The sequence below is a fragment of the Nonomuraea sp. NPDC048892 genome (genome assembly GCF_040649735.1).
GTDB classification, from domain to species: domain Bacteria; phylum Actinomycetota; class Actinomycetes; order Streptosporangiales; family Streptosporangiaceae; genus Nonomuraea; species Nonomuraea maheshkhaliensis.
Genome location: NZ_JBEZFZ010000038.1, coordinates 26,618 through 50,001 on the forward strand (window position 1 = coordinate 26,618; position 23,384 = coordinate 50,001).

Annotated in this window: 25 protein-coding genes; 9 read left to right on the top strand and 16 right to left on the bottom strand. The window is 70.4% G+C overall.

Annotation, left to right across the window (positions count from 1 at the left end; all coding sequences use genetic code 11):
* Positions 1-220 precede the first annotated feature (220 nt).
* The 3 genes from AB0C28_RS51565 to AB0C28_RS51575 are packed head-to-tail and all read left to right on the top strand — an operon-like array spanning position 221 to position 3,309.
* Positions 221-697 (top strand): hypothetical protein, encoded by a 477-nt coding sequence (locus AB0C28_RS51565; protein ID WP_358084184.1) that lies wholly within the window; start codon positions 221-223, stop codon positions 695-697.
* Positions 698-745: 48 nt separating this feature from the next.
* Positions 746-2,665, top strand: coding sequence for a sensor histidine kinase (locus tag AB0C28_RS51570; RefSeq protein WP_358084187.1), 1,920 nt, complete (start codon positions 746-748; stop codon positions 2,663-2,665).
* Positions 2,662-3,309, top strand: coding sequence for a response regulator transcription factor (locus AB0C28_RS51575; RefSeq protein WP_358084191.1), 648 nt, complete (start codon positions 2,662-2,664; stop codon positions 3,307-3,309). Before AB0C28_RS51570 ends, AB0C28_RS51575 begins: the two co-directional genes overlap by 4 nt.
* Positions 3,310-3,469: 160 nt before the next feature.
* Here AB0C28_RS51575 and AB0C28_RS51580 read toward each other — a convergent pair whose 3' ends face one another.
* From AB0C28_RS51580 to AB0C28_RS51595, 4 genes are all read right to left on the bottom strand, one after another.
* Entirely contained in the window at positions 3,470-5,806 is a 2,337-nt protein-coding gene (locus AB0C28_RS51580; protein ID WP_358084194.1) for a S8 family peptidase, read from the bottom strand.
* Positions 5,807-6,005: 199 nt separating this feature from the next.
* Complete coding sequence (locus AB0C28_RS51585; RefSeq protein ID WP_358084197.1) at positions 6,006-6,398, bottom strand: hypothetical protein; 393 nt, start codon at positions 6,396-6,398, stop codon at positions 6,006-6,008.
* Positions 6,399-6,564: 166 nt separating this feature from the next.
* Complete coding sequence (locus AB0C28_RS51590; protein WP_358084287.1) at positions 6,565-6,855, bottom strand: ABC-2 family transporter protein; 291 nt, start codon at positions 6,853-6,855, stop codon at positions 6,565-6,567.
* Between the two features lie 31 nt (positions 6,856-6,886).
* A complete protein-coding gene (locus AB0C28_RS51595) occupies positions 6,887-8,038 on the bottom strand; it encodes a transposase (protein WP_358084290.1) in 1,152 nt (383 codons plus the stop codon).
* Positions 8,039-8,075: 37 nt separating this feature from the next.
* Between AB0C28_RS51595 and AB0C28_RS51600 the strand changes: the two genes are divergently transcribed.
* Positions 8,076-8,225: an Arc family DNA-binding protein gene (locus tag AB0C28_RS51600; RefSeq protein WP_358084200.1), complete on the top strand. Its 150-nt coding sequence runs from the start codon at positions 8,076-8,078 to the stop codon at positions 8,223-8,225.
* A gap of 207 nt (positions 8,226-8,432) precedes the next feature.
* On the opposite strand, the gene AB0C28_RS51605 is transcribed toward AB0C28_RS51600, so the two are convergent.
* Both AB0C28_RS51605 and AB0C28_RS51610 read right to left on the bottom strand, forming a co-directional pair.
* Positions 8,433-8,621: an ABC-2 family transporter protein gene (locus tag AB0C28_RS51605; protein WP_358084292.1), complete on the bottom strand. Its 189-nt coding sequence runs from the start codon at positions 8,619-8,621 to the stop codon at positions 8,433-8,435.
* Positions 8,622-8,639: 18 nt separating this feature from the next.
* Positions 8,640-9,281, bottom strand: coding sequence for a class I SAM-dependent methyltransferase (locus AB0C28_RS51610; RefSeq protein ID WP_358084203.1), 642 nt, complete (start codon positions 9,279-9,281; stop codon positions 8,640-8,642).
* A 61-nt stretch (positions 9,282-9,342) separates the two neighbouring features.
* Here AB0C28_RS51610 and AB0C28_RS51615 point away from each other — a divergent pair, with 61 nt between their 5' ends.
* On the top strand, positions 9,343-9,981 hold the full coding sequence (locus AB0C28_RS51615) for a helix-turn-helix domain-containing protein (protein WP_358084205.1): 639 nt from the start codon (positions 9,343-9,345) through the stop codon (positions 9,979-9,981).
* A gap of 45 nt (positions 9,982-10,026) precedes the next feature.
* Here the strand turns inward: AB0C28_RS51615 and AB0C28_RS51620 are convergent, their stop codons facing one another.
* Positions 10,027-10,332 (bottom strand): hypothetical protein, encoded by a 306-nt coding sequence (locus AB0C28_RS51620; protein WP_358084208.1) that lies wholly within the window; start codon positions 10,330-10,332, stop codon positions 10,027-10,029.
* A complete protein-coding gene (locus AB0C28_RS51625) occupies positions 10,332-10,514 on the bottom strand; it encodes a hypothetical protein (RefSeq protein ID WP_358084210.1) in 183 nt (60 codons plus the stop codon). Before AB0C28_RS51625 ends, AB0C28_RS51620 begins: the two co-directional genes overlap by 1 nt.
* Before the next feature lie 231 nt (positions 10,515-10,745).
* Between AB0C28_RS51625 and AB0C28_RS51630 the strand changes: the two genes are divergently transcribed.
* From AB0C28_RS51630 to AB0C28_RS51640, 3 genes are all read left to right on the top strand, one after another.
* Complete coding sequence (locus tag AB0C28_RS51630; RefSeq protein ID WP_358084211.1) at positions 10,746-10,907, top strand: hypothetical protein; 162 nt, start codon at positions 10,746-10,748, stop codon at positions 10,905-10,907.
* A 91-nt stretch (positions 10,908-10,998) separates the two neighbouring features.
* Positions 10,999-11,469 (top strand): hypothetical protein, encoded by a 471-nt coding sequence (locus AB0C28_RS51635; protein ID WP_358084213.1) that lies wholly within the window; start codon positions 10,999-11,001, stop codon positions 11,467-11,469.
* Between the two features lie 186 nt (positions 11,470-11,655).
* Positions 11,656-12,048 carry a hypothetical protein gene (locus tag AB0C28_RS51640; RefSeq protein WP_358084216.1) on the top strand — a complete coding sequence of 131 codons (393 nt, stop codon included), beginning with the start codon at positions 11,656-11,658 and terminating at the stop codon, positions 12,046-12,048.
* A gap of 117 nt (positions 12,049-12,165) precedes the next feature.
* Here the strand turns inward: AB0C28_RS51640 and AB0C28_RS51645 are convergent, their stop codons facing one another.
* The 6 genes from AB0C28_RS51645 to AB0C28_RS51670 all read right to left on the bottom strand — a co-directional run bounded on the left by AB0C28_RS51645 (position 12,166) and on the right by AB0C28_RS51670 (position 20,546).
* A complete protein-coding gene (locus AB0C28_RS51645; RefSeq protein ID WP_346106779.1) occupies positions 12,166-12,600 on the bottom strand; it encodes a hypothetical protein in 435 nt (144 codons plus the stop codon).
* A 17-nt stretch (positions 12,601-12,617) separates the two neighbouring features.
* On the bottom strand, positions 12,618-15,545 hold the full coding sequence (locus AB0C28_RS51650; protein ID WP_358084219.1) for a CHAT domain-containing protein: 2,928 nt from the start codon (positions 15,543-15,545) through the stop codon (positions 12,618-12,620).
* The gene (gene grpE / locus AB0C28_RS51655; protein ID WP_358084223.1) at positions 15,533-15,988 is read right to left on the bottom strand and encodes a nucleotide exchange factor GrpE; all 456 of its coding nucleotides are present in this window, start codon (positions 15,986-15,988) and stop codon (positions 15,533-15,535) included. The genes AB0C28_RS51650 and grpE overlap by 13 nt, the downstream gene beginning before the upstream one ends.
* A 14-nt stretch (positions 15,989-16,002) precedes the next feature.
* Positions 16,003-17,061 carry a hypothetical protein gene (locus tag AB0C28_RS51660; protein WP_358084226.1) on the bottom strand — a complete coding sequence of 353 codons (1,059 nt, stop codon included), beginning with the start codon at positions 17,059-17,061 and terminating at the stop codon, positions 16,003-16,005.
* The gene (locus tag AB0C28_RS51665) at positions 17,061-18,587 is read right to left on the bottom strand and encodes an Hsp70 family protein (protein ID WP_358084229.1); all 1,527 of its coding nucleotides are present in this window, start codon (positions 18,585-18,587) and stop codon (positions 17,061-17,063) included. The genes AB0C28_RS51660 and AB0C28_RS51665 overlap by 1 nt, the downstream gene beginning before the upstream one ends.
* Before the next feature lie 87 nt (positions 18,588-18,674).
* Positions 18,675-20,546 carry a hypothetical protein gene (locus AB0C28_RS51670; RefSeq protein ID WP_358084232.1) on the bottom strand — a complete coding sequence of 624 codons (1,872 nt, stop codon included), beginning with the start codon at positions 20,544-20,546 and terminating at the stop codon, positions 18,675-18,677.
* A 408-nt stretch (positions 20,547-20,954) separates the two neighbouring features.
* On the opposite strand from AB0C28_RS51670, the gene AB0C28_RS51675 reads away from it, so the two are divergent.
* Positions 20,955-21,830, top strand: a complete 876-nt coding sequence (locus tag AB0C28_RS51675; protein WP_358084234.1) for a hypothetical protein — start codon at positions 20,955-20,957, stop codon at positions 21,828-21,830.
* 55 nt (positions 21,831-21,885) lie between these two features.
* Here the strand turns inward: AB0C28_RS51675 and AB0C28_RS51680 are convergent, their stop codons facing one another.
* Both AB0C28_RS51680 and AB0C28_RS51685 read right to left on the bottom strand, forming a co-directional pair.
* Complete coding sequence (locus AB0C28_RS51680) at positions 21,886-22,047, bottom strand: hypothetical protein (RefSeq protein WP_357862898.1); 162 nt, start codon at positions 22,045-22,047, stop codon at positions 21,886-21,888.
* Positions 22,044-23,312 carry an MFS transporter gene (locus tag AB0C28_RS51685; RefSeq protein WP_358084237.1) on the bottom strand — a complete coding sequence of 423 codons (1,269 nt, stop codon included), beginning with the start codon at positions 23,310-23,312 and terminating at the stop codon, positions 22,044-22,046. The genes AB0C28_RS51680 and AB0C28_RS51685 overlap by 4 nt, the downstream gene beginning before the upstream one ends.
* Positions 23,313-23,384: the final 72 nt, after the last annotated feature.

Here is a 23,384-nt window from a genome sequence, read left to right on the forward strand (position 1 = left end):
GCCGAACGGGCCGCCAGCCGGCAACAGGTCATACGCCATCATCTCCGAGGTGTCCCCGGCCTTGTGGGACGAATGTCCTGGAAGCCGGGACGTGGGGCGGCGCATAGTCGGTTCTGACGGGGGCTGTCCAATGGTGGACGGTTCCTGGGACCCGGCGGACACCGGCCGTAGGGTCGATTCGACGAGCCGATCGACGCCCCGCGCTCAGAGGGAGAAGGCGATGATTCCCGGATCAGCTGAGAACACGACCACCGCCGCCGACGGCTTCCTCGCGATCTCGATCGACGACTCCTCGATCCACCACTACCGCGACGTCAGCGAGCTGCTCCGGGACCCGCACGGCGGGGACGTCGCGATCGAATGCTTCGACAGCGACGGCTTCCGGCTCGTCTTCGAGCTGAACGGGAGAGGACAGCCGGTGGCCGCCCGGCGCACAGCCGAGGCGCCGGACCACCAAGAGCTGACGCGGCGCATCGGCTCGGTGATCGGCAAGAGCCGGGCCAGACTGCGCGCGGCCGACCACGACGACCTGCCGGACGTCCTCCAGGAGCTGGGCACGCTCGCGAGCGCGACCTACGCCGAGTCCTTCGAGGCGCTGCGCCGGCCGCCGTACGGGCACCCACCCCTGGACGACCCGCACGATCCGAACGACGGTGACTGGTTCCACAACTGCTTCACGCACGGCAAGTGCTTCTGACCTGCCATGCCCTGGCGGCCATCGTTCGTTCTGACGATTCGCGGTGCGGTGACGGCATGCCTGACGGTCCTGCTGTGCGGCCTGGTGGTGGCCGGTCAGCTGATCGGCGCCGGCCGCGACTCGGGGCCCGAGGCGGCACTGGCGGCGCCCGTCGCGGTGGCGTTCACGCCGATGGGCGCGCTCATCCTCGCCGGGGTGCGCGATTCTGTCGTCGGCCGGCTCATGCTCGCGACCGGCCTGGCCGCCGCCGGCGGGCTGGTGGCGGCCAGTTGGTCGGTCTGGCTGCCGGCTCACTGGGTGACCCAGTGGGCCGGGTGGCCGCCGTTCGCGCTGATCTTCCTGACGCTGCTGGTGTTCCCCGACGGGCGGCTGCCGTCGCCGCGATGGAGGCCGCTGGCGGTGTGGATCGGCGTGGCGGCGGCGTTGGCGACGATCGCGTTCGCGGTCGCCGCGCTCGATCACCCGCGCACGCTGCTGACCGAGCTCGACACGCCGCTGACCGGCCGGGCGCGACTGCTGCTGCGGATCGGCGGCGTAGCCGTGCTCACCTGCGTCGCCGGCCTGGCCGGCGTGCTGTGGTCGTTGTGGTACCGCTGGCGGCGGGCCGACGGCGACGTACGTCTGCAGCTCATGTGCCTGCTGCCGGCCGGCGGCCTGTTCGTGGTGGGGCTGACCCTCAGCCTTCAGGGGGTGTCCGGCGGCTGGGCGCTCGGAGCCGTCGCGGTGCCGATCGCGATGACCGTGGCGGTGCTGCGCTACCACCTCTACGACCTCGACCGGATCGTCAACCGGGCCGTGGTCTGGCTCGTCATGACGGTGCTGATCGTGGCCGCGTTCGTCGGCATCGTGGCGGCCGTGCGCGACGTGCTGTTCCGCGGTGACGCCACCCGGGCCTCGCTCGTGGCCACCGGCCTGATCGCCGTGGCCTTCGAGCCGCTGCGCCGCCGCGTGCAGGGCGGGGTGGACCGGCTGCTCTACGGGGACCGCGACGATCCGTACAAGGTCGTGGCGGAGCTGGGCGAAGTGGTCGGCAGCACTGCGGAGCCGAGCGCCGTGCTGCCCCAGCTCACCGAGGCGGTCGCCCGGTCGTTACGGGTCCCGTACGTCGCCGTGGAGCTGACGGAGGGAGGCCGCCACCTCGCCGCCGAACACGGATCCGTCGCGCCGGACGTGCAGCCGTTCGAGCTCGTGGCGCACGGCGAGACGATCGGCCGGCTGCTCGTCGCGCCCCGGACCCGGGGCAGCAGGTTCACCCGCAGGGAGACGCGGCTGCTGCGCGACATCGCCGTGCACGCCGCGGTGGCCGCCGAGGGCACCAAGCTGGTACGCGACCTGCGGCGTTCCCGCGAGCGGCTGGTCCTCGCCCGCGAGGAGGAACGCCGACGGCTGCGCCGGGAGCTGCACGACAGCGTCGGCCCCAGCTTGTCCGGGATGTCGATGCAACTGCGTGCCGCCATGAAGGCCCTGCCGGCCGACTCGCCGACCGGCGCGATGCTCACCGTCCTGGCCGAGGACCTGCGGAACTGCACGATCGAGGTACGCCAGCTCGTCGACCAGCTCCGGCCCCCGGCCCTGGACAACGGGCTGGGGCCCGGCCTGCGGGCCGCATGCCGGCGCTTCGACGGGACGGACCTGTCGGTCGACCTGCGCGTCACCGGTGAGCTGGACGGGCTGCCCGCGGCGGTCGAGGTGGCCGTGTACCGCATCGTCGCCGAGGCGCTGGCCAACGTCGTCCGGCACGCTCGCGCCCGGCGGTGCACGGTCACCGTCGAACGTTCGTCCGCGCTGGCCGTCGAGGTCACCGACGACGGGTCCGGCATCGACGGCGGCTCCCCGCGCGGGGTCGGGCTGGAGTCGATGAAGGAGCGGGCCACCGAGCTGGGCGGCACGTTCGCCGTACGTCCCGCGCCGTCGTCCGGCACCGTCGTGTCGATCCGCATCCCGCTGCGCACGGCGGGGACGGCATGAACGGCGAGCTGCGCGTCCTGGTCGTCGACGACCACCCGGTCGTACGCAGAGGGCTGCGCGCGATGCTCTCCGGCGAGCACTGGGTCGGCGAGGTGCTGGAGGCCGACACGGTCGCGGCGGCGGTCCGGGCGGCGGTGACCGAGGCGGTGGACCTGGTCGCCATGGACGTCGCGCTGCCCGACGGCGACGGCATCGACGCCACCGCGCGCATCCTGCGGGCCCGGCCGGACACCAAGGTGCTGATCCTGACGATGGCCGACGACGAGGACGTCGCCACGCGGGCGCTGCGCGCCGGCGCCCGGGGTTACGTGCTCAAGCTGACCGATCCGGAGACGGTCGTGGACGCCCTGCGCGCGGTGGCGGCCGGGAGCATCGTGCTGGGCCCGTCGATCGGGTCGGCGCTGCTCACGGCGGCGAGCCGCGAGCCGGCGGCGCTGCCTGCCCCCTTCGACCAGCTCACCGAACGGGAGCGGCAGATCGTGACCCTGCTCGCGAAGGGCGACAGCAATGCGCGGATCGCCCGGCAGCTCGGTGTGTCGGAGAAGACGATCCGCAACCAGCTCACGCCGCTGTTCACCAAGCTCGGCGTGACCGATCGGGTGCAGGCCGCCCTCAGGGCGCGTGACGCGGGGTTCGGCGCATAGCCGACATATCAGCATTTCGGGGAAGGTCCGGGCGCACGCGCCACCCCGTCCGTGAAGATCCGAGTGCACGCGAGCGACGCGCCACCGCGTCGGTGAAGGTCCGGAGCGCACGGGAACGGCGCGCCACCGCGCAGGTGACGCGCCGTCGGGGGCACGGCGTTCAGCCCAGGGCACCGATCGGGTCGCCCTTCATGGCCCGCTGCATCCGCGCCCGGACACCCGGCGCCAGCACCCAGCTCACCCGCCCGACCTCGTCCTCACCGGACAGTTGCCGGGCCACGACGCGCCCACGCTGACCGAGGTCGCCGAGGCGGACCAGGAAGCGCAGCCGGTTCGCCGCACCGGCGCCGATCAGGCCCGGTCCGAAGCGGACCCGCCCGGACGCCGGGAGCCGGGCGACCGCCAGGTCCAGCTTCTCGTCGACCTGCTCGATCTGCAGGTCGGCGCGGAAGTCGCGGGCGAAGCGCAGCGGCAGTTCGAGCAGCACGTCCGCGTCGCCGGGCAGCCGGGTGAGCAGTTCGACCTCGAACGGGCGGGCCTCATCCGGGGCGCCCGCCACCAGGAACGGCAGCGCCACATGGCTGTCCGCCGCCGGGTCGTTGTCGACCACGTTGAAGTTCCGCCAGGTGACGTTGTTGTTGGCGCGGATGAAGGTCTGGAAGTTCGTCCAGTCGAGGAAGTCGGTCGGGGCCGGCCCGAGATCGCCGGGCGTGCTGACGATCGCCACCAGGCAGTAGTGCCCGGGCGCCGGGATCCGCGCCGCCGGCCAGACCAGCGGGCCGGAGACGGTCAGCACCTCGCCGGCCGGCACGTTCGGCAGGGTCACGGTCCCGACCAGGGTCCAGAGGTTGGGCGTGACCAGTGTCGACGGCGGCGACCAGTACACGGTGGCGGTGGTGGCCCCGGCCGCGGTCGCGCCCTGGTTGCGTACCCGGACATAGATGACGTTGTCCTGGCCGGCCTCGGCCTCGAAGCCCAAGGTGTCGCTCAGCTCCGTGCCGCTGCCCTCCCCGTACGCGGCCTGCGGGTCGGCGACCGGCGCCGGCCGCAGGATCACGTCGGGCGAGGCCGAGACGAAGCCGTTGTGCGCGTCCCCGGTGTCGGCGAGGTTGTCGCGCACGTAGACGTCCGGCGTGACCTCCAGCTCGGTGTCGATGATCGTGCGCAGGTTGGGCAGCACCCCCATCGCGGTGGGCTCCGTGGCGGCGGGCGGGGTGTTCAGCGCCGGATCGCTGAGTATCGCCCGCATCTGCCGCGGGCTGAGGCGGATGTTCCGGTTGGCCTGGCACACGCCTTGGACCGCGAGCGCCGCGCCGGCCACGATCGGCGAGGCGGACGACGTGCCGCTGAAGAACCCGGTGTACGAGGTCGTCGATCCGGCGGCCGTGGGGCTCGTCGTGGAACTGGCCGTGTCGACGTTCTCGCCCCAGGCGTAGCAGTCGATCCGGGCGCCGAAGGTGGAGTAGGCCAGGCGGGTGTGCGGCGCGGCCGAGCTCGCGGCGGCCACCAGGATCGCGCCCGAGTCGCGGAAGTCGGCGTTGGCGGGGTCGCGCCACAGAATCCGCTTGCCGGCCGCGTTCTGGTAGGCGTCCAGGTCGACCGCGGGCGTGCCGCCGTTGTTGGTGCCGTTGCCGCCGGCCTCGACCACGATGATGCCGAGCGCGGTGGCCAGCCGGATGGCCTCGTAGCTGGCCTCGACGGTCTCCACCGGCCCATACCGGGGCACCCCGGTCGTCGTCACCGAGATCTGGGCTTCGAGCAGCAGCACGTCGCCGAAGTCCATCCGGGCGATGGCGGCGATGATCGCGTTCCTGATCGAGCTGTCGTGGTACGAGCTGGCCAGCGCGGACGCCACGTTCGGGACGATGCCCACGCCGCCGACGGCGTTGTCGGACGCGATCATCTCGCCGAACACCGACGTGCCGTGCGGCCGGGAGGCGTCCCGCACCGCCCCGTTGATGAGCGTGATGCCGTGCGCCACGAGATCCTCGTGGTCGAACGTCCAGCCCCGTTCCATGTCGACGATCCGCTGGCCGGCGCCGTCGCCGCCGGCGAAGCCCCAGGCGTAGCGGGCGTCGATGCCGACCGGCGCCGCGTCCAGGTAGTCCTGGTTGCCGTTGCGCGGGTCGTCGGCCGCGTTGACCAGGGGGTCGGGGCCGATCACTTCGACCTCGGCCGAGCGCACCGTGGCCCATTCGCGCAGCGCGGCGGCCATCGACTCCGGGTCCCTGGCCCGCTCGGCGTCCGCGTAGAAGAACCGGTCGAGCGGCTCGGCGCGGTAGCTGGGGTCCCGGCGTACGGCGCGCTCCTGCAGTTCGCGCAGGTGGGCCGGCTCCAGCGCGGTGAAGACCGGCCGGAGGGTGACGGCGCCGTTCTCCTCGACGAGCCGGCGCCACCGCGGTGGGTCGGATTTCTCCAGGACGACGGCCGGGTCGTCGGGGATCTCCACGTTGGTGTGGAAACGTATGATCACCTGCGGCGGTTCGAACTCGGACATCTTCGGTGGACCTCTCGCTCGTTCCGGTGCTGAACTGGAGACGCCGTCGGGTCACCGGCTGATACCTCGGTGGCTTCGTCCGTACGGCGTGCGCCCGCACGGGTGTCCGTGCGGGCGGGGAGTTTCACGTCCTGGGCCTGAATCCGGCGGGCGCCTCGGCGGCGTGCGGCTCGGCGGGGCTCGTCCGCGAGCCGGAGGGTCAGAACTCGGCGCCGATCTCGGGGCTCTTCACGGTGACGTCCAGCGGGAAGATCGGCTGGTTGCTGCGCAGCCGCATCTTCGCGTAGAGCTCGTCGTGGTCGTCGAAGATGCTGTCGTCCTCGTCCAGTGCGCTGCGCGGCACGCGCATGGTGAACGTGTGCGTGGCGCTGACCGGCGTCGGGCGGGTGCCGACGACGCGTACGAGGTCGTCGCCTCCGTTGAAGCCGCTGTCCGCGGCCCACAGCTCGCACCGCAGGGACAGGCCGAGCCCGTTGGCGATGAGGAACTGTTCGAACGGGGTGAGGCTGACCCCCACGCTCGCCTCGATGTCAGCCTGGTTCGAGCCCGACACCAAGCTGATCTTCAGCTGCGGATTTGTCAGAGTTGCCATGCCGCGCCTCCTCGGCGTTCTCAGCGGCTGCCGGAGCGGTCGCACCGACCGGTCCAATCTCCGGCGCCCGAGGTCCCTGCCGCATGAGGCGCATGTCCCGCCCCGCCGGGCGGTTCGCCTTCCCCGCGCCCGCCCCCGTTCCGCGAGCCTTGAGTGGACGGCGGCGTCAGCTCGTCGCGCTGGTGTAGCGCCGCAGGGCACGGCGCCAGATCAGCCAGGCGAGCGCGCACGCGGCGAGCGAGACCGCGAGCGCGCCGAGGTCCTCCTGAGCGGCAAAACTGGACGCGTCGCCGCTCAGGAGGACCTCGGCGGGAACGGTGGCCACGAAGGCGATCGGCAGGACGTAGGTGAAGAGGAGCTGCAGGGCGGCCGCGGCCGGGTAGATGCCGATCGGTTGACGTGCTCCCCAGCCTAAGGCTGGGGATTCAGCCTGTGCCGCGCGTGCGGCACTTCTGATGGCTTCCTGTTTCTCAGGGTCCTGCCCTCCGCTAGGCGGCGGGTCTCACGGTCCCTCCGCAGGCGTTTAACCTCTCCGCCCGTCCGGCGGCGAGGATGTTGATCGCCGCGTTCACGTCCCTGTCGTGGACCGCCCCACACGGGCAGGTCCACGACCGGATGTTCAACGGCATCTCCTCTTGCAAGGCTCCGCACGCCGAGCACAGCTTCGACGACGGGAAGAACCGGTCGATCTTGGCGAACGTCCAGCCGTACCGCTTCGCCTTGTACTCCAGCATGTTCACGAACTGCGACCAGCCCGCGTCGTGCACCGACTTGGCCAGCTTCGTGCGCGCCATACCCTTCACGGCAAGCTCCTCCACGTACACCGCTTGGTTGTCGCGGATGATCTGTGTGGAGAGTTTGTGTGCGAAGTCCCGGCGCGTGCCGGCCACCTGGGCGTGCGCCTTGGCGACCTTCAGCTTGGCCTTGGCCCGCTTCGCCGAGCCCTTCTCCTTGCGGCTCAGCGCTTGCTGTGCCTTGCGTAGACGCCGCTCGGCGCGGCGCAGCAGGCGCGGGTTGTCCACCTTCCGGCCGTTCGACATGACCGCGAAGTGCGTCAGACCCAGGTCGATGCCCACCTCGGACGCCACTTCCGGCAGTGGCTCGCCGGCCGTCTCGACCACGAACGACGCGAAGTACCGTCCTGCGGCGTCCTTGATCACTGTCACTGAGGACTGCTCGGCGGGCAGGTCCCGGGACGAACGCATCGGCATGTCGCCGATCTTCGGCAGGCGCAGCTTCCCACCAGGGGTGATCGCGAACCGGGCGTTCCTGGTGAACCGGACCGCTTGCCGGTTGTCCTTGCGCGACCGGAAGCGGGGCGGCGCGACCTTCGGGCCCTTTCGCTTCCCGGTGATCGAGGCGAAGAAGTTGCGACAGGCGAGGTTCAGGTCGGCGAGCGCCTGCTGAAGCACCACGGCCGACACCTCGCCCAGCCATGCCCGTTCCGGCGTCTTCTTCGCCTGCGTGATCACCTGCTTGGACAGGTCCCCGTCCGAGATATACCGCAGCCCGTTCTCGCGGGCCTCTTGCCTTGCGCGCAGCCCGTCGTTGAACACCGTCCGCGCGCACCCGAACGCCCTGGCCAGCGCTTGACGCTGACCGGCGGCCGGGTAGAGGCGGAAGTTGTAACGGAGCTGCACCATCCGATCTTACCGCAGATGACACTACAGTGGTGTCATGATCCGGATCACGCTCAGACTCCCCGACGACGTACACGCCCGGCTGCTCACCCAGGCCGAGACCGATCGCCGGTCCCTCAACTCCGAGATCGTGCACCTGATCGAGGTGGCGCTCAACACCGTAGCCGGAGACGACGAATCGCCTTGACAGCGATTCGTCTACCCCTGCCACGCCGCGCGGGAGAGTCGGCTTCCCCCCGCCTGAAGGGCGGAGCACTGCCGACGCCTTGGTAGCGGGCGAACTGCCAGAGGGCGTCGTACGCGACACCGAGTTCGAGGCCGAGCGCCCAGAAGGCGACGGCCGCGGTGAGGACGCGGGTCGCCCACATCACCGCGGTCGCCGCGACGATGAGGATCAGCCACCCGGCACCTCGTCCAGCTTGCCACTGTTGATCTTGCCGTTGAACCACTGCACGTTCGGCTCCACGAACGCGGCCCGCAGCCCGCTGACGATCTGGAAGATGCCCAGCAGGACGATGGCTTCGCCGAGCCGCCAGCCGTTGAGGTCGTCCGCACGGGTGAAGACCATGGCGAGCGCGATCAGCGACGACGCGAGCTGCGGCTAGACTTCGCGGCCCAGCGTGAACCAGAAGGTCGGCACCGAGTTGGTGCCCGGTGTGACGTCGAGCAGCTCCCAGCCGGTGAACCTGGCGCGGAGCTCGTCGGCGGTGACGCCGGCCGCCCACGACGCGATCTCGGTGGTCGGGTTGGCGAGCGGCTCGGGGCCGTACCCGAACATCAGCAGCCGCGCTCCGGGAGCGGCCCGGCGGGTGAGCCCGGCGGCGTAGGCGTCGCGGCGGTGCAGCGGGATCCCGCAGAAGCAGCTCAGGTCGAAGAACAGGTCGAACGGGCCCGGCGCGTCCAGCTCGTCGAGGCGGGTGGCGTCTCCGTGCAGCAGCCGTACCGCCACCCCCTCCTCTGCTGCCTTCGCCCTGGCCCGCTCGACGGCGCGGTCGATCAGGTCGACGGCCGTCACGTCCCAGCCGTGGCGGGCGAGGTGGACGGCGTTGGTGCCGGTGCCGCAGCCGAGTTCGAGCACGCGGCCGGGCGGCAGGCGCCGCGGCCCCTCGGTCAGGGCGACCAGCTCGGGCGGCGTCACGCCGGTGTCCCACGGCGGCTTGCCGTCGCTGTAGAAGCCCTCCAGCGCGCGGTGGACGGTCTCCTCCTCCTGGTCGCGCGGTTCCGGCTTGTGGGTGGCGTTCATGATCTCCTCCAGGTATCTAGAGCTGAACTCTAGTGACTGACTCTAGAGATATACTCGCACCATGGACGACGTCAAGCGGCCGGACAAGCGGGCCGAGCGCTCACGCCGCACCCGCGCGAAGCTCGTCGAGGCGGCTCGCGAGCTGTTCATCGCGCAGGGGTACGGGGCGACGAGCCTGCAGGAGGTCGCGGACCGGGCGGGCGTGGCCGTACAGACGGTCTATTTCGTCTTCCGCAACAAGCGCACGCTGTTCAAGGACGTCGTCGACACGTCGATCGCCGGGGACGCCGAGCCGGTCGCCACCATGGACCGCGAGTGGTTCCGCGCCGCGTGCGCCGAGCCCACCGCGGCCGGGCAGGTGCGCGCGCACGTCCACGGCACCCGCGAGATCCTGGGCCGGGTCGCCCCGATCATGCCGCTGATCGCCGCCGCTGCCGCCACCGACCCGGAGATCGCCGCACAGTGGCCGGACGGCCCCGACCCGCGTTACACCGTGCAGCACGCGGCGGCCGAAGCGCTGGTACGCAAGCCCGACGCCCGCCCCGGCCTCTCTGCCGGGACGGCGGCCGACCTGCTGTTCGGGCTGCTCAGCCCGGAGCTCTACCTGATCTTCGTCCGCGACCGCGGCTGGTCACCGGACACGTGGGAGGAGTGGGCCCGCACCACCTTGACCTCCCAGCTCTGCGCCACCCCTGACTGAGGTCGCCGATAGGCCCGACCGCAGCCCCGTTGACGACGACAGCCGTCACAGCCGATGGGGAAGGGTGAGCCACGGGTGCGATCCGCTCAGCCATGCCTCGTCGATCTCTCTGCCGGTGAGCCGTGCGACCAGGGTCAAGGCGGACGTGACGCAGGTGGCTAGGGATGGGTGGTAGCCGTTCAGGTCCCATGCGTAGAAGTCGCGGAACGCCGCCGGCAGCGGTCGCTCGTCGTCCTCGTCCCCCACCGAGTACCCGTTCTCCTCCATCCACTCCGACCATTCCGCGAAGGCCGGCCATTCCGGCGGGAGTTCCGGATCCGTCGTCCAGCCCGTGTCCTCGATATCGAACATCAGCCCCTCGGCCAGCGGGGTCGAGGGCGTCCGGGGCGTTGCCGTACCTCCCCCGCCAGCTCGTCCCTGTCGCAGCGGCGGGCCTGCCGGAAGTCGCCACCCAGGCACTGCGCCAGTTCGTCGAGCTCCAGCCGGTCGACCCAGACCGCGCTGAACTCCGTGGCGAGCGCGTGCCTGTACAACCGATGCCATAGATACTCCGACCGTCGCATGTCGCGCCTTTCCCATCGAGGGCCACCCCAGCGCCACCGCTGCGGCCGGCCACCACCTTTTCATGATCCGTCCGGCTTGCGACGTCGCGGCTGTCGAGCGGCCGGCCGATCAGAAAGATCCGGAGTTCGCCGTACGAGAGCCCGAGCGCGTACTGCCAGTACGGCGGTAGCAGGCGTTCGGTCTCGGACAGCAGTACGGCCATGTCCGGCTCGGTGTCCGAGAACGCCCAGCTCAGCCCGCAGCTCTATCTGATCTTCGTCCGCGAACGCGGCTGGTCACCGGACACGTGGGAGGAATGGGCCCGCACCACCTTGAGGCATCCAGGACTCTACGCCGGAACATCGCTGATCAAAATCCGGTGAATCAACCCTCTCGTTATGACCCGGCCGAACACCGAACCGAGGCGGACGGCGACCGCGTACTTCCGGGCAATCAACATCCGGGAGGGCAGTCATGGCCATCCGATCCTTACTTCTCACGCTCGTCGTCGCGCTGGTCTCACCCGCCGCCGCCTCCGCTACCGGACCGCGGAGCGCCGTGCCGGACTGCGGCCGCAAATATTCACACGGAGTGCCGGGAAAAATCAAAGTCATCATGCAACGACGAGGTGGGGGCATCACCAACGGCAAACGCTGGATCGCGTACTACGTCGAGACCCAGGTCCCACTCGAAGGAGACGGTCTGCTCAACCGAGCCGGAGCCAAGGGCGTCCTACAGCGCACGTGGGGCAAGCAGTACAACGAAACCCGCTATCGCTGGATCCAGCGGAAGCTCTCGTGGGCGACACCGCTCAAGAAACAATGGGAAGTTCACTACAACATCAAGGTCGAGCCGGGCTCACAGGTGAGAAACGAGGGACAGCTGCTCGTGGCGGGCTACAATGGTTACGTAGCCGCCGCATGGTTCTCATGCTGGGCCCGCTGACCACGACCGGAGCCGGATCGGATTACCATGGCGATGCCCAGGGCAGAGACGATCTCGCGCGTCCTTGATGGCACCAAGCCTCTGACGCAACGGATACCCAGCCCTGGAGAAGCCGGCGCCGTCGCCCGCTGGTGCTCCGCCGACGGCCTAGGCGCAGTGCTTTTCATCAGACACCGCCGAGACGGAATGCTGGCCGCCGAACTGTCCCTTGCCGTGCGTGACGCCGCGGGGAAATGGCGGGACCTAGGGTTGGACTCGGGTACGAACGAATATCCCGACATTTTCTCGACGCCGCGAGATCCATCCAGTGCCGTTTCTCTGGGCATCACGGAGACTCTCGTCTCCGAGGCGGAGTTCCGAAATGGGACGGCGACCACCGCGCGATTTCTCGAAGTATGGGTCGGCGACGCGATCACCTCGGTCACCTGCGCTACCAATTCAGCCACAACCGAACAAGAGGTTTCGCCGCTCGGTGTCTGCCTGGCGGGCGTTGTCGGAGAAGAGAGCGCGGCGGTACACGCGCGCGTGGGAAACAAGACGCTGCACGTCATATCCCTGTCCGCGGCTCCCGTCGAATAGGAGCGTCCGCGGAAGATGGACGAGTTTCGGGCGAGGTCGGCGCCGTAGTCTGAGGGGAAGTCAGGCAGCCGGTCGACAGCCTGGGTAGTGCGGATGGGCTCATCCGTCGACCGACGTTCACTTCATCGGGGTCCATGACCGGTGAACCGGGTCCCAGCGGTAACGGGCACCGCTCTCGTGGTCGCCTTCGAGCAGGCGCACGATGGCGAGGCGGGCGTCCAGGTCGAGTTCGGAGGGAAAAGCGAAGCTCGTACGGTGGCCTTCGATCTCGATGATCAACAGGGGCTCGTCCCCGGGTTCACCACGGGAGAGCGCGACGCGGCGCGCCGCCCGGCATAGGGCCTGCCAGGTCGATTCGCCGGCCTTCTGCAGGAAGGCGTTGGAGTAGGTGGCGAGCGGGACGGCGACCAGCAAGGTCCACAGGTCGATCACCGCACCGGCGCGGCGCCCCTCGAAGGGGCCCGCGTCGGCGGCCACGTCGAGATCGTCGAGGAGCTGGAAGATATCCTGCTGCACCCGTTCTGGCAGGGCCTTCGGATAGCGGATTCGCACGGCAAGACTCCTTGGGGTCAGATTCCGGTGCAGGTGAAAGCGGCCCAGTAGTCGGGATGGGCGTAGGGCCGCACGTGGTCGGCGTCGCGCCGCGCCTTGCGGTTGAGCCGGTACGGCCAGGGGACGGCTCCCTCGACGTAACGCAGGAACTCGGTGAGCGTGCTGTCGCGCATCCAGCGCTGTGCCTGCCGCAACGCCTGTGCGGGCGGTCGGCGGCCTCCGTCCCAGAGCTCGTAGAAACGCATGACCATGAGCAGGGTGGCGAAGTCGTCGACCTGCCACAGCGTGCCGATGATGCCGGGAACGCCCGCCTGGAGCATCGCGCTGGGCAACCCCACCATCTCATCGAGCAGGGAGGCACCGGGTACGCCGCTCTCGCAGGCCGACAGCACGGCCATGCGGGCGCCGGGCAGGCGCTCGCCGAGAATGTCCTTCACCGTGATCCGTCGCCCGCTCACCAGGAGGCTGCTCTCCAGCGGGTCCCGGTGGTCGACCACGCCGTGACAGGCGAAGTGGTAGATGCTGTGCCTCGGCAGTTCGGCGATCACTTGCTGCGGGCGCGGCACGCGTAAGACCCGCGTGCCGGGGAAGCGCCGCCGTACCATCGTGATCTCGTCGTCGACGGCGTGCAGCCGGTTGCCGGCGTCACCGCCCGGGTCGGCGACCATCAGATGCGCGGATCCGGCTGACGGGAGTCTCGCGGCCGCGTCGGACAGTACGCGGGCGTTGGGGGTGTAGGCGACGGTGACCCGGTCCAGCATGGTCGCGTGCAGCGGCAGGGCGGCGAGAGGGCCTGCGGGGATCAGCATCACCGAGTCGAGCGGCCCGAGGGCGCGCAGCAGCGGATCCGTGATCGTGACCGAGATCCAGTCCAGCGTGCCGGAGAGGACTTCCCGCCATTCCGCCTGGCTCAGGGAGTCGGTGGCGGCCAGCCCTCGGCGGTAGGCGCCGACGCGGTCCTGTACCTCTTCGCCGGTCAGCTCCGGGAGCCGGACGAGTCCGGGCCGCCGGCCGCCGTCCACGACGGTGAGCGCGTAGCCGCCGCGCTCACCGGAGAAGAGGTAGACCAGAGGAGTGATCAGGGAGGCGTCCTGCACGTCCTGATAGCGGGGGGCGGCACGGAAGCGCTCGAAGCCGGGCAACGTACGGATCTCTTCCACCAGCGCCTCCCACCGAGCCCGGGCCTTGGTGATGAGCTCGCGACGGGCGCGGGCGGCGGGGTCGAGGATCCAGGACTCGCCCGGTCCGGCGGCGAGGAGTTCCAGCCTGCGCAGCTCACCGGTCAGCTCCAGGTGCTCATCGGCGAGGCGGTGGTGTCCGAGGGCCCTCAGCTTGCCGACGATCTGCTCCCGTTCCACCGTGTCGGTGAGCAGGAGCGCCCGGCTCGTCTCGAGCGTCACGACGGCCTCGCGGTATCTGCGCTCGGTGATCAGCCAGTGCGCGGCCTCGGCGGCGGCTCCCTGCGCCTCCCGTACGATCTTCTCCTGTTGTCCCCTGGTCAAGGCGCTGAGCGCGAGCCGGCGTGCCGACTCCAGCGCTTTGCGGTAAGCCTTGACGGCCTCCTGCGCGAGGCCGTGCTCGGCCGCGGCGGCGCCCCAGGCCATGGCGGTGTTCGTGGCCCGCTCCGGGGAACTGGTGACGGCGTGGTCATGAGCCCGTTCGAAGTGCCTCAGTGCGGCGGGCAGCCGGGCGTCCAGCGAGCCGGGGTCCAGACGCGCCGCCGCCAGAAGGACCTGAGCGAGAGCGGTCTCAAGGAGAGCGGGCATCCAGCCGTCCAGCCGCGTCGCGAGCGCTGAGCGGATGCGCTGTTCGACGTCCGTCACCTGATCGAGGCGGGGCGCGCCCATGTCGATCAGCATCGCCAGCGCGGGGAGGATGGCCACGCGGTCGAGCGCCAGATGACGGGGTGTCCGGTCGACGGCTTCGAGCACGGTGTCGAGGTCCGGGGCTTCGGCGGTCAGGCCGTTGACGTACAGCATCGTCTCCATGAACGCGCGACGCAGGATCAGATCCGCTCGTCGGCTCGGCGGCGCGACTTCCAGCGCGAGCGCGCACGCCTTCAGGACGTCGTCGACGAGTTCGGGCGCGGGAGCGGGGGCGCCCTCGACGAAGCGGGCGCTCTCCCAGGCCAGGCGCGCGTATGCGAGCTCCATCCGCTGCAGCCGTACCGACAGGACGACCCCGGGCAGGTGGCTCAGGGGCCGCGCGGCGGCGGCCAGCCGCTCGACGGCCCGCTCCATCGCCGAGAAGTCGCCCTCCGTGCTCTCGAACGTGTTGGCCACGTCGACGAGCAGGTCGGCCGCGATGCAGCGGCGTACGGGATCGGGGTCTCGCTCGGACAGACGCGTCAGGATGGTCGCGGCGCGCTCCAGATTCTTCCGCTGATAGCTGCCGAGCAGGGTGTTGTGCAGCGCCCGGGCCAGGTTGAGCTCCAGCCAGCCCCTCTTGACAGGGTCGTCGCCCACTCTGGCGAGCCGGACCTCGCAGACTGCGGCCACGCGCGCGGCGTCACCCGAGGTCATTGTGGTGAGGAACCCCTGCTGCAGCCGGGTCTCCTCCTCCTGCGCCAGGGCCTTGAGGCTGACCGCCACAACTAGTAGGGCGCCGCCGGCCAGCACCGGAGCGGCGAGGGCCGGGTCGGGAAGGTGCTCGGTGGTGAGCACGAACAGGGGCACGGTCACCGGCAGGACGCGGAGCGCCAGCATGAGCCGGAGCTGCCGGCGGCTCGCGCACAGAACACGCCTGCCGAGCTCGTACCGCAGCCAGAAGGTCACCCCCCACGGCACGCTGGTCACCAGGGTGAACCAGAGGCTGCGCTCGGCGCCGAACCCGGCCACCAGCATGCAGGCGAAGAACACCACCAGGGACAGCGCTCCGGCCAGGATGTGCCGGAGGACCAGCGTCGCCGTGGAGGACTTCCAGTCCGCGAGGCTCAGGGTCGACACATGTACACCTGGACCTGCTGGGGGCGCAGCACCCGATCGCCCAGGAGGTAGCCGTTGCGCACGATTCTGGCCACCTCGCCCTGCCGGCCGCCGTCCTCCGTGGTGACGGTGCTCAGCACCTCCTGAACCTCGGGGTCGAAGGGCCCGTCCTGCCGCGCCACCGGCGCGACGCCGTACTTCTCCAGGACGGCGAGCAGCTCGGCGTGCAGGGACTTCGCGAACTCGGTGTCGGCCTCGTCCACGCTCTCGATGCGGTCGGCGAGCAGCACCAGGTCGTACAGCAGCGGCCGTAGCACCGCCCCCTCCATGCTCTGGCGCATCCAGCCGAGCTGCTCGCTCAAGGCCGCGGTCGCCTCCCTGTTCTCGCGGTCCGTCAGCAGGCGCCGACGGAACAGGTCGAGCAGGCCCGCGAGGTCCTCCTGGATGGTCTGAAGCTCGGACATCTTCTCTCCTGCGTTCATGAGGTACGGGAAACCCGGTACGACCTGGTGTCTCGCTCGGTCACCTGCCAGCGAGGCCGGTAACAGAGCGCTGCGATGCCCGCCCCCGTCCCCACCAGCAGCAGGAAACCGAGGGGCATGGACGCGCCGTCGCCACCGAGTGCCGCGCCGATGATGAAGAGGAAGGCGGCGAACATGCCGAGCACCATGAGCAGGCAGCCGCAACCCATCGAGGCACTCGTGGAGAGGGCCGAGCCGAGGCCGGACAGCAGCCGCTTGCCGTCAAAGACCCGTTGCGTGGCGGCCAGGGCCAGCGAGTGGAGGTGCTGCAGCCGATGGGTCAGCTGCTGGTCGGGGGGAGACAGGCTGAGCGCCCGCCCGGACAGCTGGGCGACGTCGTAAGCCTGCTGGGGATGGATGATGACGGGCGTGCCGTCGGTCAGATGGTCGGCCGCCTGGTCGGCCAGTCCGTGCAGGGCCAGGCCGACCAGCACGCGGGCCTGCGAGGTGGCACCGCCGACGGCCAGAGCGGAGTCCAGGATGGGCAGGGCCTCGGCGTAACGCTCGCCGCGCAGCAGCTGCTGGCCGAGGAGCAGCTGGTACGTGGGGTTATGGCGGTCGAGCTCGTGCGCCGTGCGATAGGCGATCAGGCCGTTGGCCCAGGCCCCGACCGCGCTGAAGGCCTCGCCTCGGATCGCGTGGAACTGCGGCTGGAGGTGGTCGAGGCGCAGCGCCTGCTCGATCTCGTGCAGGGCCAGGTGCGGATTGCCGTCGCGCATGCTGGCCGCGGCGCGTGCCGCCCACGCCTGCGGGTCCTCGGTGGCGGCCTCCGCCCGGTCCTCCGGCGGACGGGCCGCCCGTTGCCGGTCGTACGCTGCCCGCCTGGTCGGGTCCAGCAGTTCCCGCTCGGCCACCTCGATCAGCTCGACCATGCGCTCCGCCGCTTGACGGCGGTCGAGCTCGGGGGCCGAGGATGCCCGGCTGATCCAGAGCCGGCGCTGCTTCTTCACCGCCTCCTTGATCGCGGTCTCGTCGGCCCCGGGATCGATCTCCAGCAACTCGTAGTAGTCGTCCATCAGATGACCTCGGCCGCGCGCAGCCGGTCACCGGCCGCCCGGAGCTGACCGCCGTCCATGTTGGCGACGCGCTCGATCTCGAACTCTCCCCAATGTTGCCCGGTCTGCCCGTCCGTGACCTGCACATGGATGATCGCGTCGATGTCGTACGAGAGACGCACTTCCACGGGATGGCCCTCGGGCAGGCCGGCGACCGGGATCGTGATCTCGGACTGGCCGATGACGTTGACGTAGGCCATGTCCGTGTCCTCGCCCTCAGTGACCTTCAGCAGGATCCCGCGCTGGTCGTGATACCTGGTCGCGTACTTTTTGGCGACACCGCAGGGCAGCCGGCTGTTGCGGGGGACGATCACCGAGTTCTCGACTTGATCGCCGTCGGCGTGCACTTCGACGCCCAGCGACTGGGAGGTGACGTCCCGCACCGCGGTGAGAGCACCTCCCGTCACCTGCGCGAGAGCGTCAGGGGCCGCGGAGTTCTCGGCCGCGGCCAGAATCGCCGCGCCCATCGCCACCACTTCGTCCTGTGCCACCCCGCGTTCGGCCGGGCGGCCGCTCATGCTCTCCAGCAAGCGGGGGACCATCGGCATGCGCGTGGATCCCCCGACCAGCAGCGTCCGATCGATCTGGGCCCAGGACAGGCCCGCCTCCTCCACCACCTGGCGGGCCAGGGACTCGGTCCGGTCGAGCAGGCTCGACGTCATGCTCTCGAAGGCCTCGCGGGTCACCTTGACGTGGTGATGGGCCCCGTCGACCGACAGCACGATCGAGCACTGCTCGCTCGTCGACAGGGTCCTCTTGGCGATCTCGGCCTTGTCCCGCAGTTCGGCGATGCGCGCCTCGTCGCCGGCCAGGACGCTCACTCCCCCCGCCGCCACGATCTCGGCGTCGACGTGCTTCATCAGCCGGTTGTCCCAGTCGTATCCGCCGAGGTTGCGGTCGCCCGCCGTGGCCAGCACCTCCAGTTCGTCCCCGGTCGAGCGCATCACCGTGACGTCGAAGGTGCCGCCGCCGAGGTCGTACACGAGGAAGGTGCCCGCGTCGGCGTGCCGCAGGCCGTACGCGATCGCGGCGGCGGTCGGCTCGTTGAGCACCCGCAGCACCTCGAGTCCGGCGATGGTGCCCGCGTCGCGGGTCGCCGTACGGCGGGCGTCGTCGAAGTAGGCGGGAACCGTGATCACGGCGCGGTCGACGGGCTCACCGAAGTGGAGCTCGGCATCCTCCTTCAGCCGTTTGAGTATGAGCGCCGAGATCTCCTCGGGGCGCAGGTCCTTGCCCGCTTCGGTGGTGTAGACGATGCTCTTCTCGCCCATGTGACGCTTGACGAACTGGACGGTGTCCTCCGGCGCACTCGCCGCCGAACGCTTGGCCTGGCTGCCGACGATCGCGATGTCCCCTTGGAACAGGACGACCGAGGGAGTGATGCGCTCGCCCTCGCGGTTGGGCACGATGTCAGGGACTCCGGCGTCGTTCAGTGCCGCCATGGCGCAGTACGTGGTTCCCAGATCAATGCCGATGACTCTTCCCATGGTCCGATCCCCCTTTGTCTCGTCATCCCCGTCGGGCAAGAAGAGCACGGAACGTTCCAAGAAGGAGCAGGCCGGCTGACCTAAATGTCACGGAGGCTGGTGTGCGTGGAGACATACCTGGCCAGAAGGGGGAAGGCGCGTCTGATCCGAATCTTCGGATTGTTCGCTCAGAATTCGGATCTGCGCCAGGAGCCGGTACAGGTGGGCCGCCTCCTGGCGCGCGTACGACGCGACCGTGGATCTCGCGTCCAGGCGCGACGCCAGGCCGGCGGCCACGGGGACAAGTTCCGCAGCCTCATGGATCCGGCCGGCCGCCGACAGAACGCGGCCCGGCTCCAGACCGGGCGTCACGGCGCCGTTTGCCAGGTCGTCGCCCCTGGACGGCGCGAGTCTGCGCAGCAAGGCTCCGGCGTGCGCGCCGAGCAGTTCGAGCAGGGGCCGGTGCTGACCGTCGTGCGGATCCCAGTGGCGCAGCGCCAGCGTGAGCACGTCGATGGAGGTGGCGGTGACCCGCCGGGATTCGGCCGCCTGGACCTGGGTGCGGGACACCTCGGCGATCAGCGGGTGTGTCGTCACGCCGACCCCGTACGGGGAAGGATCGGCGTGCACCTCGATCAGGTTCATGTCGTGCAGGGCCTGCAGCGTTCGGCGGAGCTGGTCCGAGTCCAGGCCCAGGCCGTCGGCGGCCAGTTCGATCACGATGACGGGCAGCGGCGTGCCGGGGGCGAAGTGTGCCAGCAGGTGCAGCAGCAGCCGTGAGGCGCGGTGTCCCTGGCGCTCCAGCTCGTCCAGCGAGATCTCCCAGGTCCGCAGGATGCTCAGGCCGGCCGGTGTCGGCTGCTCGTCGAGGATGGAGACGTTGCGCTCCAGCGCTGTTGTGTACGCCGCGAAACTCCCGTGCACCGCGAACGGCGAGGAGAGATGTCGGCCGGCCAGGACGAGTGCGAGGGGCAGGTGCCCTAACCGCGCCGACAGTCCCTGCGCCGAGGCGGACGAGCCGGCGCCGGGCGCAAGATCGAGAAGGACGGCGGCGCCCGCCTCCGGCGTCAGCGAGCTCATCGCGTGGCGGGCCGCCAGGTGGCCCCAAGCCGTGCGGCCACGCATGCGGGAGGTGACGAGGACGAGACCGGCGCCCCCGCCACGCACCCATCCGGCGCCGTCCGCGGCCTTCCCCCGGCCTGTCGCCAGTGCTTCGAGGCTGTCGGCGCCGTCCAAGACGAGCAGCCATCCGGTTCCGCCGCTCCGGTCCAGATGGGACCAGAGCAGGTCGGCCGGGCTGCGCCGGCCCGCTCGCGCATCGTCCAGATGCGCGGCCGGAGCCCCGAGCTCGAAGGCGATCTGCAGCATGCTTTCGAGCAGCGTGGAGGCGTCGGCGGCCACCCACCACACCGTCTTCCCGGCGTGGACGGCCCGCGCGGCCACGGACAACGCGACCGTGCTCTTCCCACACCCGCCCATGCCTGTGACGACATGAGGGCGGCCGTCGGGACGGACGAGCAGGTCGCACAGATCCTCGATGATCTGGTCCTGCCCGTGAACCCGGGCGGGCAGGCGTCCGAGCGGCGGCGCCAGGGAGGCCGCCTGCCGTACGACCGGCGGTGGCTGCGTGGCACGCACCTTCGGCACCGGCACGGAACTCCGCTCGGCGAGCGCCATGTGCCACAGAGAGACGAATGCTCCCGGGCTGAAGCTGACACCGCGCTCCTTGCACAATTCGGTGACCACACTCGTCAGCGAGGGGAACCACCGCCGCGCGGGCAGTGAAACGCCCGCGGTCCAGTCGTGCACGCGCGGCGCAAGATTCTTCCGGCGCTGGTCCGGGATGTGGCCGTCGTTCTCGAGTTGCCGGGCCATACGCCGGGCGAAGGCGACCTGAGAGATATGGGCGCGGGTCAGGATGTTCGCGAGCTGGCTCGCGAAGACCTGTCTGGGAGAGGGTTTCGCGGAAATGCTCGACATGGCCGTTTCTTATCTCCAGGACATGGTGGGATCGGTCACGTCTTATGGAGTATCGCGAGGCGAGACGGCCGCCCAGACGGCCGCCTGACCGTCAGCCAAAGACCATCAAAGTGGGATGAGCCGGGATATTTCGCGGTTTCATTAGTCGATTATCGGGTTCAGGCACCACGCCGCAGCCAGTGATCGATATAGCGCGAAGAAGGCCCACCGGTGGACGATCTCCAGAACCTCGATCCGCTGCGGTAACGGGCACCCGGGTCTGCGGGATTCCTCATCGTGGGTTTCTATGTGCGCACCAGCCTCAGGGTTGGACCGTTCCGTTTCACTCTCGGCCAGGCCGGAATGGCGGTCTCGACCGCTGTTCCGGGTCTCCGGGCGCGGATGGGCCCCCGTGGCAACGTCGTGCGCATGGGACGGGGGACGATCTCGTACCGCACCGTCGCACCTGACCGTGACGTGGTCATGCACGACGTCGTCAGCCTGGCGCCGGCTCAGCCGAGTGAGATCGTCCGGCAGTTGCAGAAGGCCGCTGAACGACGGCTGTACTGGCCGTACGTCCTGGCTGCGCTGCTCGTCGCGGGGCTGGTCACAGGGCGCTTCGGGCTGGTCGTCGTCGCCGTCGGCGTGCCGTTCGTGCTCTGGGTGGCGTTGCGCGACCGGGCGGCGCGCACGGTCGTCGTCATGTACGACGTCACCGACGAGGCCGCCTGGCGTTTCGACCACCTCGTCGGCTCGGTCGCCGAGCTCCAGCGGGCCCACGGGTTCTGGCTGATCACCGCGTCCGGCGCGATCACCAGCACCCACCAGTTCAAGGTGAACGCCGGAGCCGCCAGACTGCTGCACAGGCTGAACGCCTCGGCCCGGCTGACGGGACCGCCGATCCTGGTCACCAACGTCGCCGTTCCGACTCTCACCGCGGGCAGCCTTTCGGTGCACTTCCTCCCCGACCGCGTCCTGATCCGCGACGGCCGCCACGTCGCCGACCTCGCCTACCAGCACCTCCACGCCGGCCTGGAGCACGCCCGCTTCATCGAGGCGGGCCCGGTGCCGCCCGACGGCACGGTCGTGGACTCCACCTGGCGCTACGTCAACGTCAACGGCGGCCCCGACCGCCGGTTCAAGAACAACGCCCGCCTGCCCGTCCTCCAGTACGGCAGGCTCACCCTCCGCAGCCACAACGGTCTCCACCTCGTGTGGGACGCCTCGCAGTTCGCGCTCGTCCACGCTGTGGCGAACGCGCTCAACCAGTCCATCGCCGCTCGCCCACCGATGATCCACTCCTGAGCGAGCAGCACTCTCCCGTACGAAAGGGCATCACCCCGCCATCCGCTACGGGCTACTAGTTCGCGCGCTCGGCTGCCGAGCCGCGTAGCAGGCGGGCGCCCAGTTCGGTCAGGACGTGGTAGACGCGGTCGCCCTGGCGGCGGGCGATGTCGGTGGTGGTCGCCGGGGCGGCCGTTGTCGCGCGCCGAACTCCGCCAAGAGCGGGCTGTCCCGTCACGTACGCGGTCCGCCCGTCGTCTCCGCTTCGGCGGTGCGGTGCCGTACGGAGGAGGGGACGACGGCTCTGAGCGCGGGCCAGGCCAGCAGTGCCAAGGCGGCGGCGAGTGAGGCCACGGCCAGCATGGCGCCCGGCAACCCGGCCGCCTGTGCCCAGTACCCCACGTACACGGGACCGGCGAGGTAGCCGACATAGGCCAAGGTGGACACGACCGAGGTGGCGGTGCCCCGGGCGGCTGTGGGGACGTTGGCGGTGGCCAGGCCGAGCACGGTGGGGAAGAGCACGGCGGTGCCCACGGCGGCCAGGGCCAGCCCGAGCAGCGCCAGAGGGAGGTATGTGGTGAGGGCGAGCAGGGACGTCCCCGCCGCGGAGATCACCGCGCCGCCGGTGAGGACGATCCAGGCGTGCAGGGCGCGACGGTTCTGCAGGGCGCCGATCGCGAAGCGGGTGAGCGCGACGGCTAGGGCGAAGACCGCGGGCCCGGCGCCGATCAGCGCGGGTCCCGCGTGTACGGCGTCGGCGAGGTAGACGGCGCTCCAGCTCTGGTGCGCGTTCTCCACGGCGAATCCGAGCGCGCCGAGTCCGCCCGCGACGAGCAGGAGCGGCAGCTGAGCACGCAAACCCGGCCGGGTGCTGTGCTCGGTTGAGGTGCGGGCAGGGTCGGGTTGCGGGCGGGCAAGATCCTTACGGGCCGCGTCGGTCAGCGCGCGGGCGTGACCGTGACGGGCCGCCGTCTCCGTCTGCGTACGTCTGCCGGTGACGACGGCGGCGCTCACGGCACCGGCGGCGAGCATGACCAGCGCGTACGGCACCACTACGGGCAGGCCCGCGGCGTTCAGCAGGCCGGTGACGAGGCTGGCCGCGACCACGGCCAGGGAGAAGACGCCGTGTGCCCGGGTGATGACCGGGCGGCCGGTGGCACGCTCGACGGCGCCGGCCGCCGCGTTGATCGCCACGTCGGCGGCGCCGGACGACGCGCCGAGCACCGCCAGTCCCGCGCACAAGGCGGGCAGGTCGTGAGCGGTGACGGCCACGGCGATGCCGGCGATGCCGAGTGCCGTGAGGGTGATCGCCGTGACGCGGTGCCCCCATCGGTCCACGGCCCGGCCGGCGAGGGGCATGGCGGGCAGGGCGCCGGCGGCGATGAACAGCAGCGCCGTGCCCAACTGGCCGTCGGTCAGCCCGGCCTGGTCGCGGATGGCGGGCACGGACGCGCCCCACACGCCCCAGAACGCGCCGAAGACGGCGAATCCCGCATATGGCACCCAGGCCCGGAGCCGATGGCTCGCTTGTGTATCGGTACACATGCTGTTTAACGATACACAAGATAGAGTGAG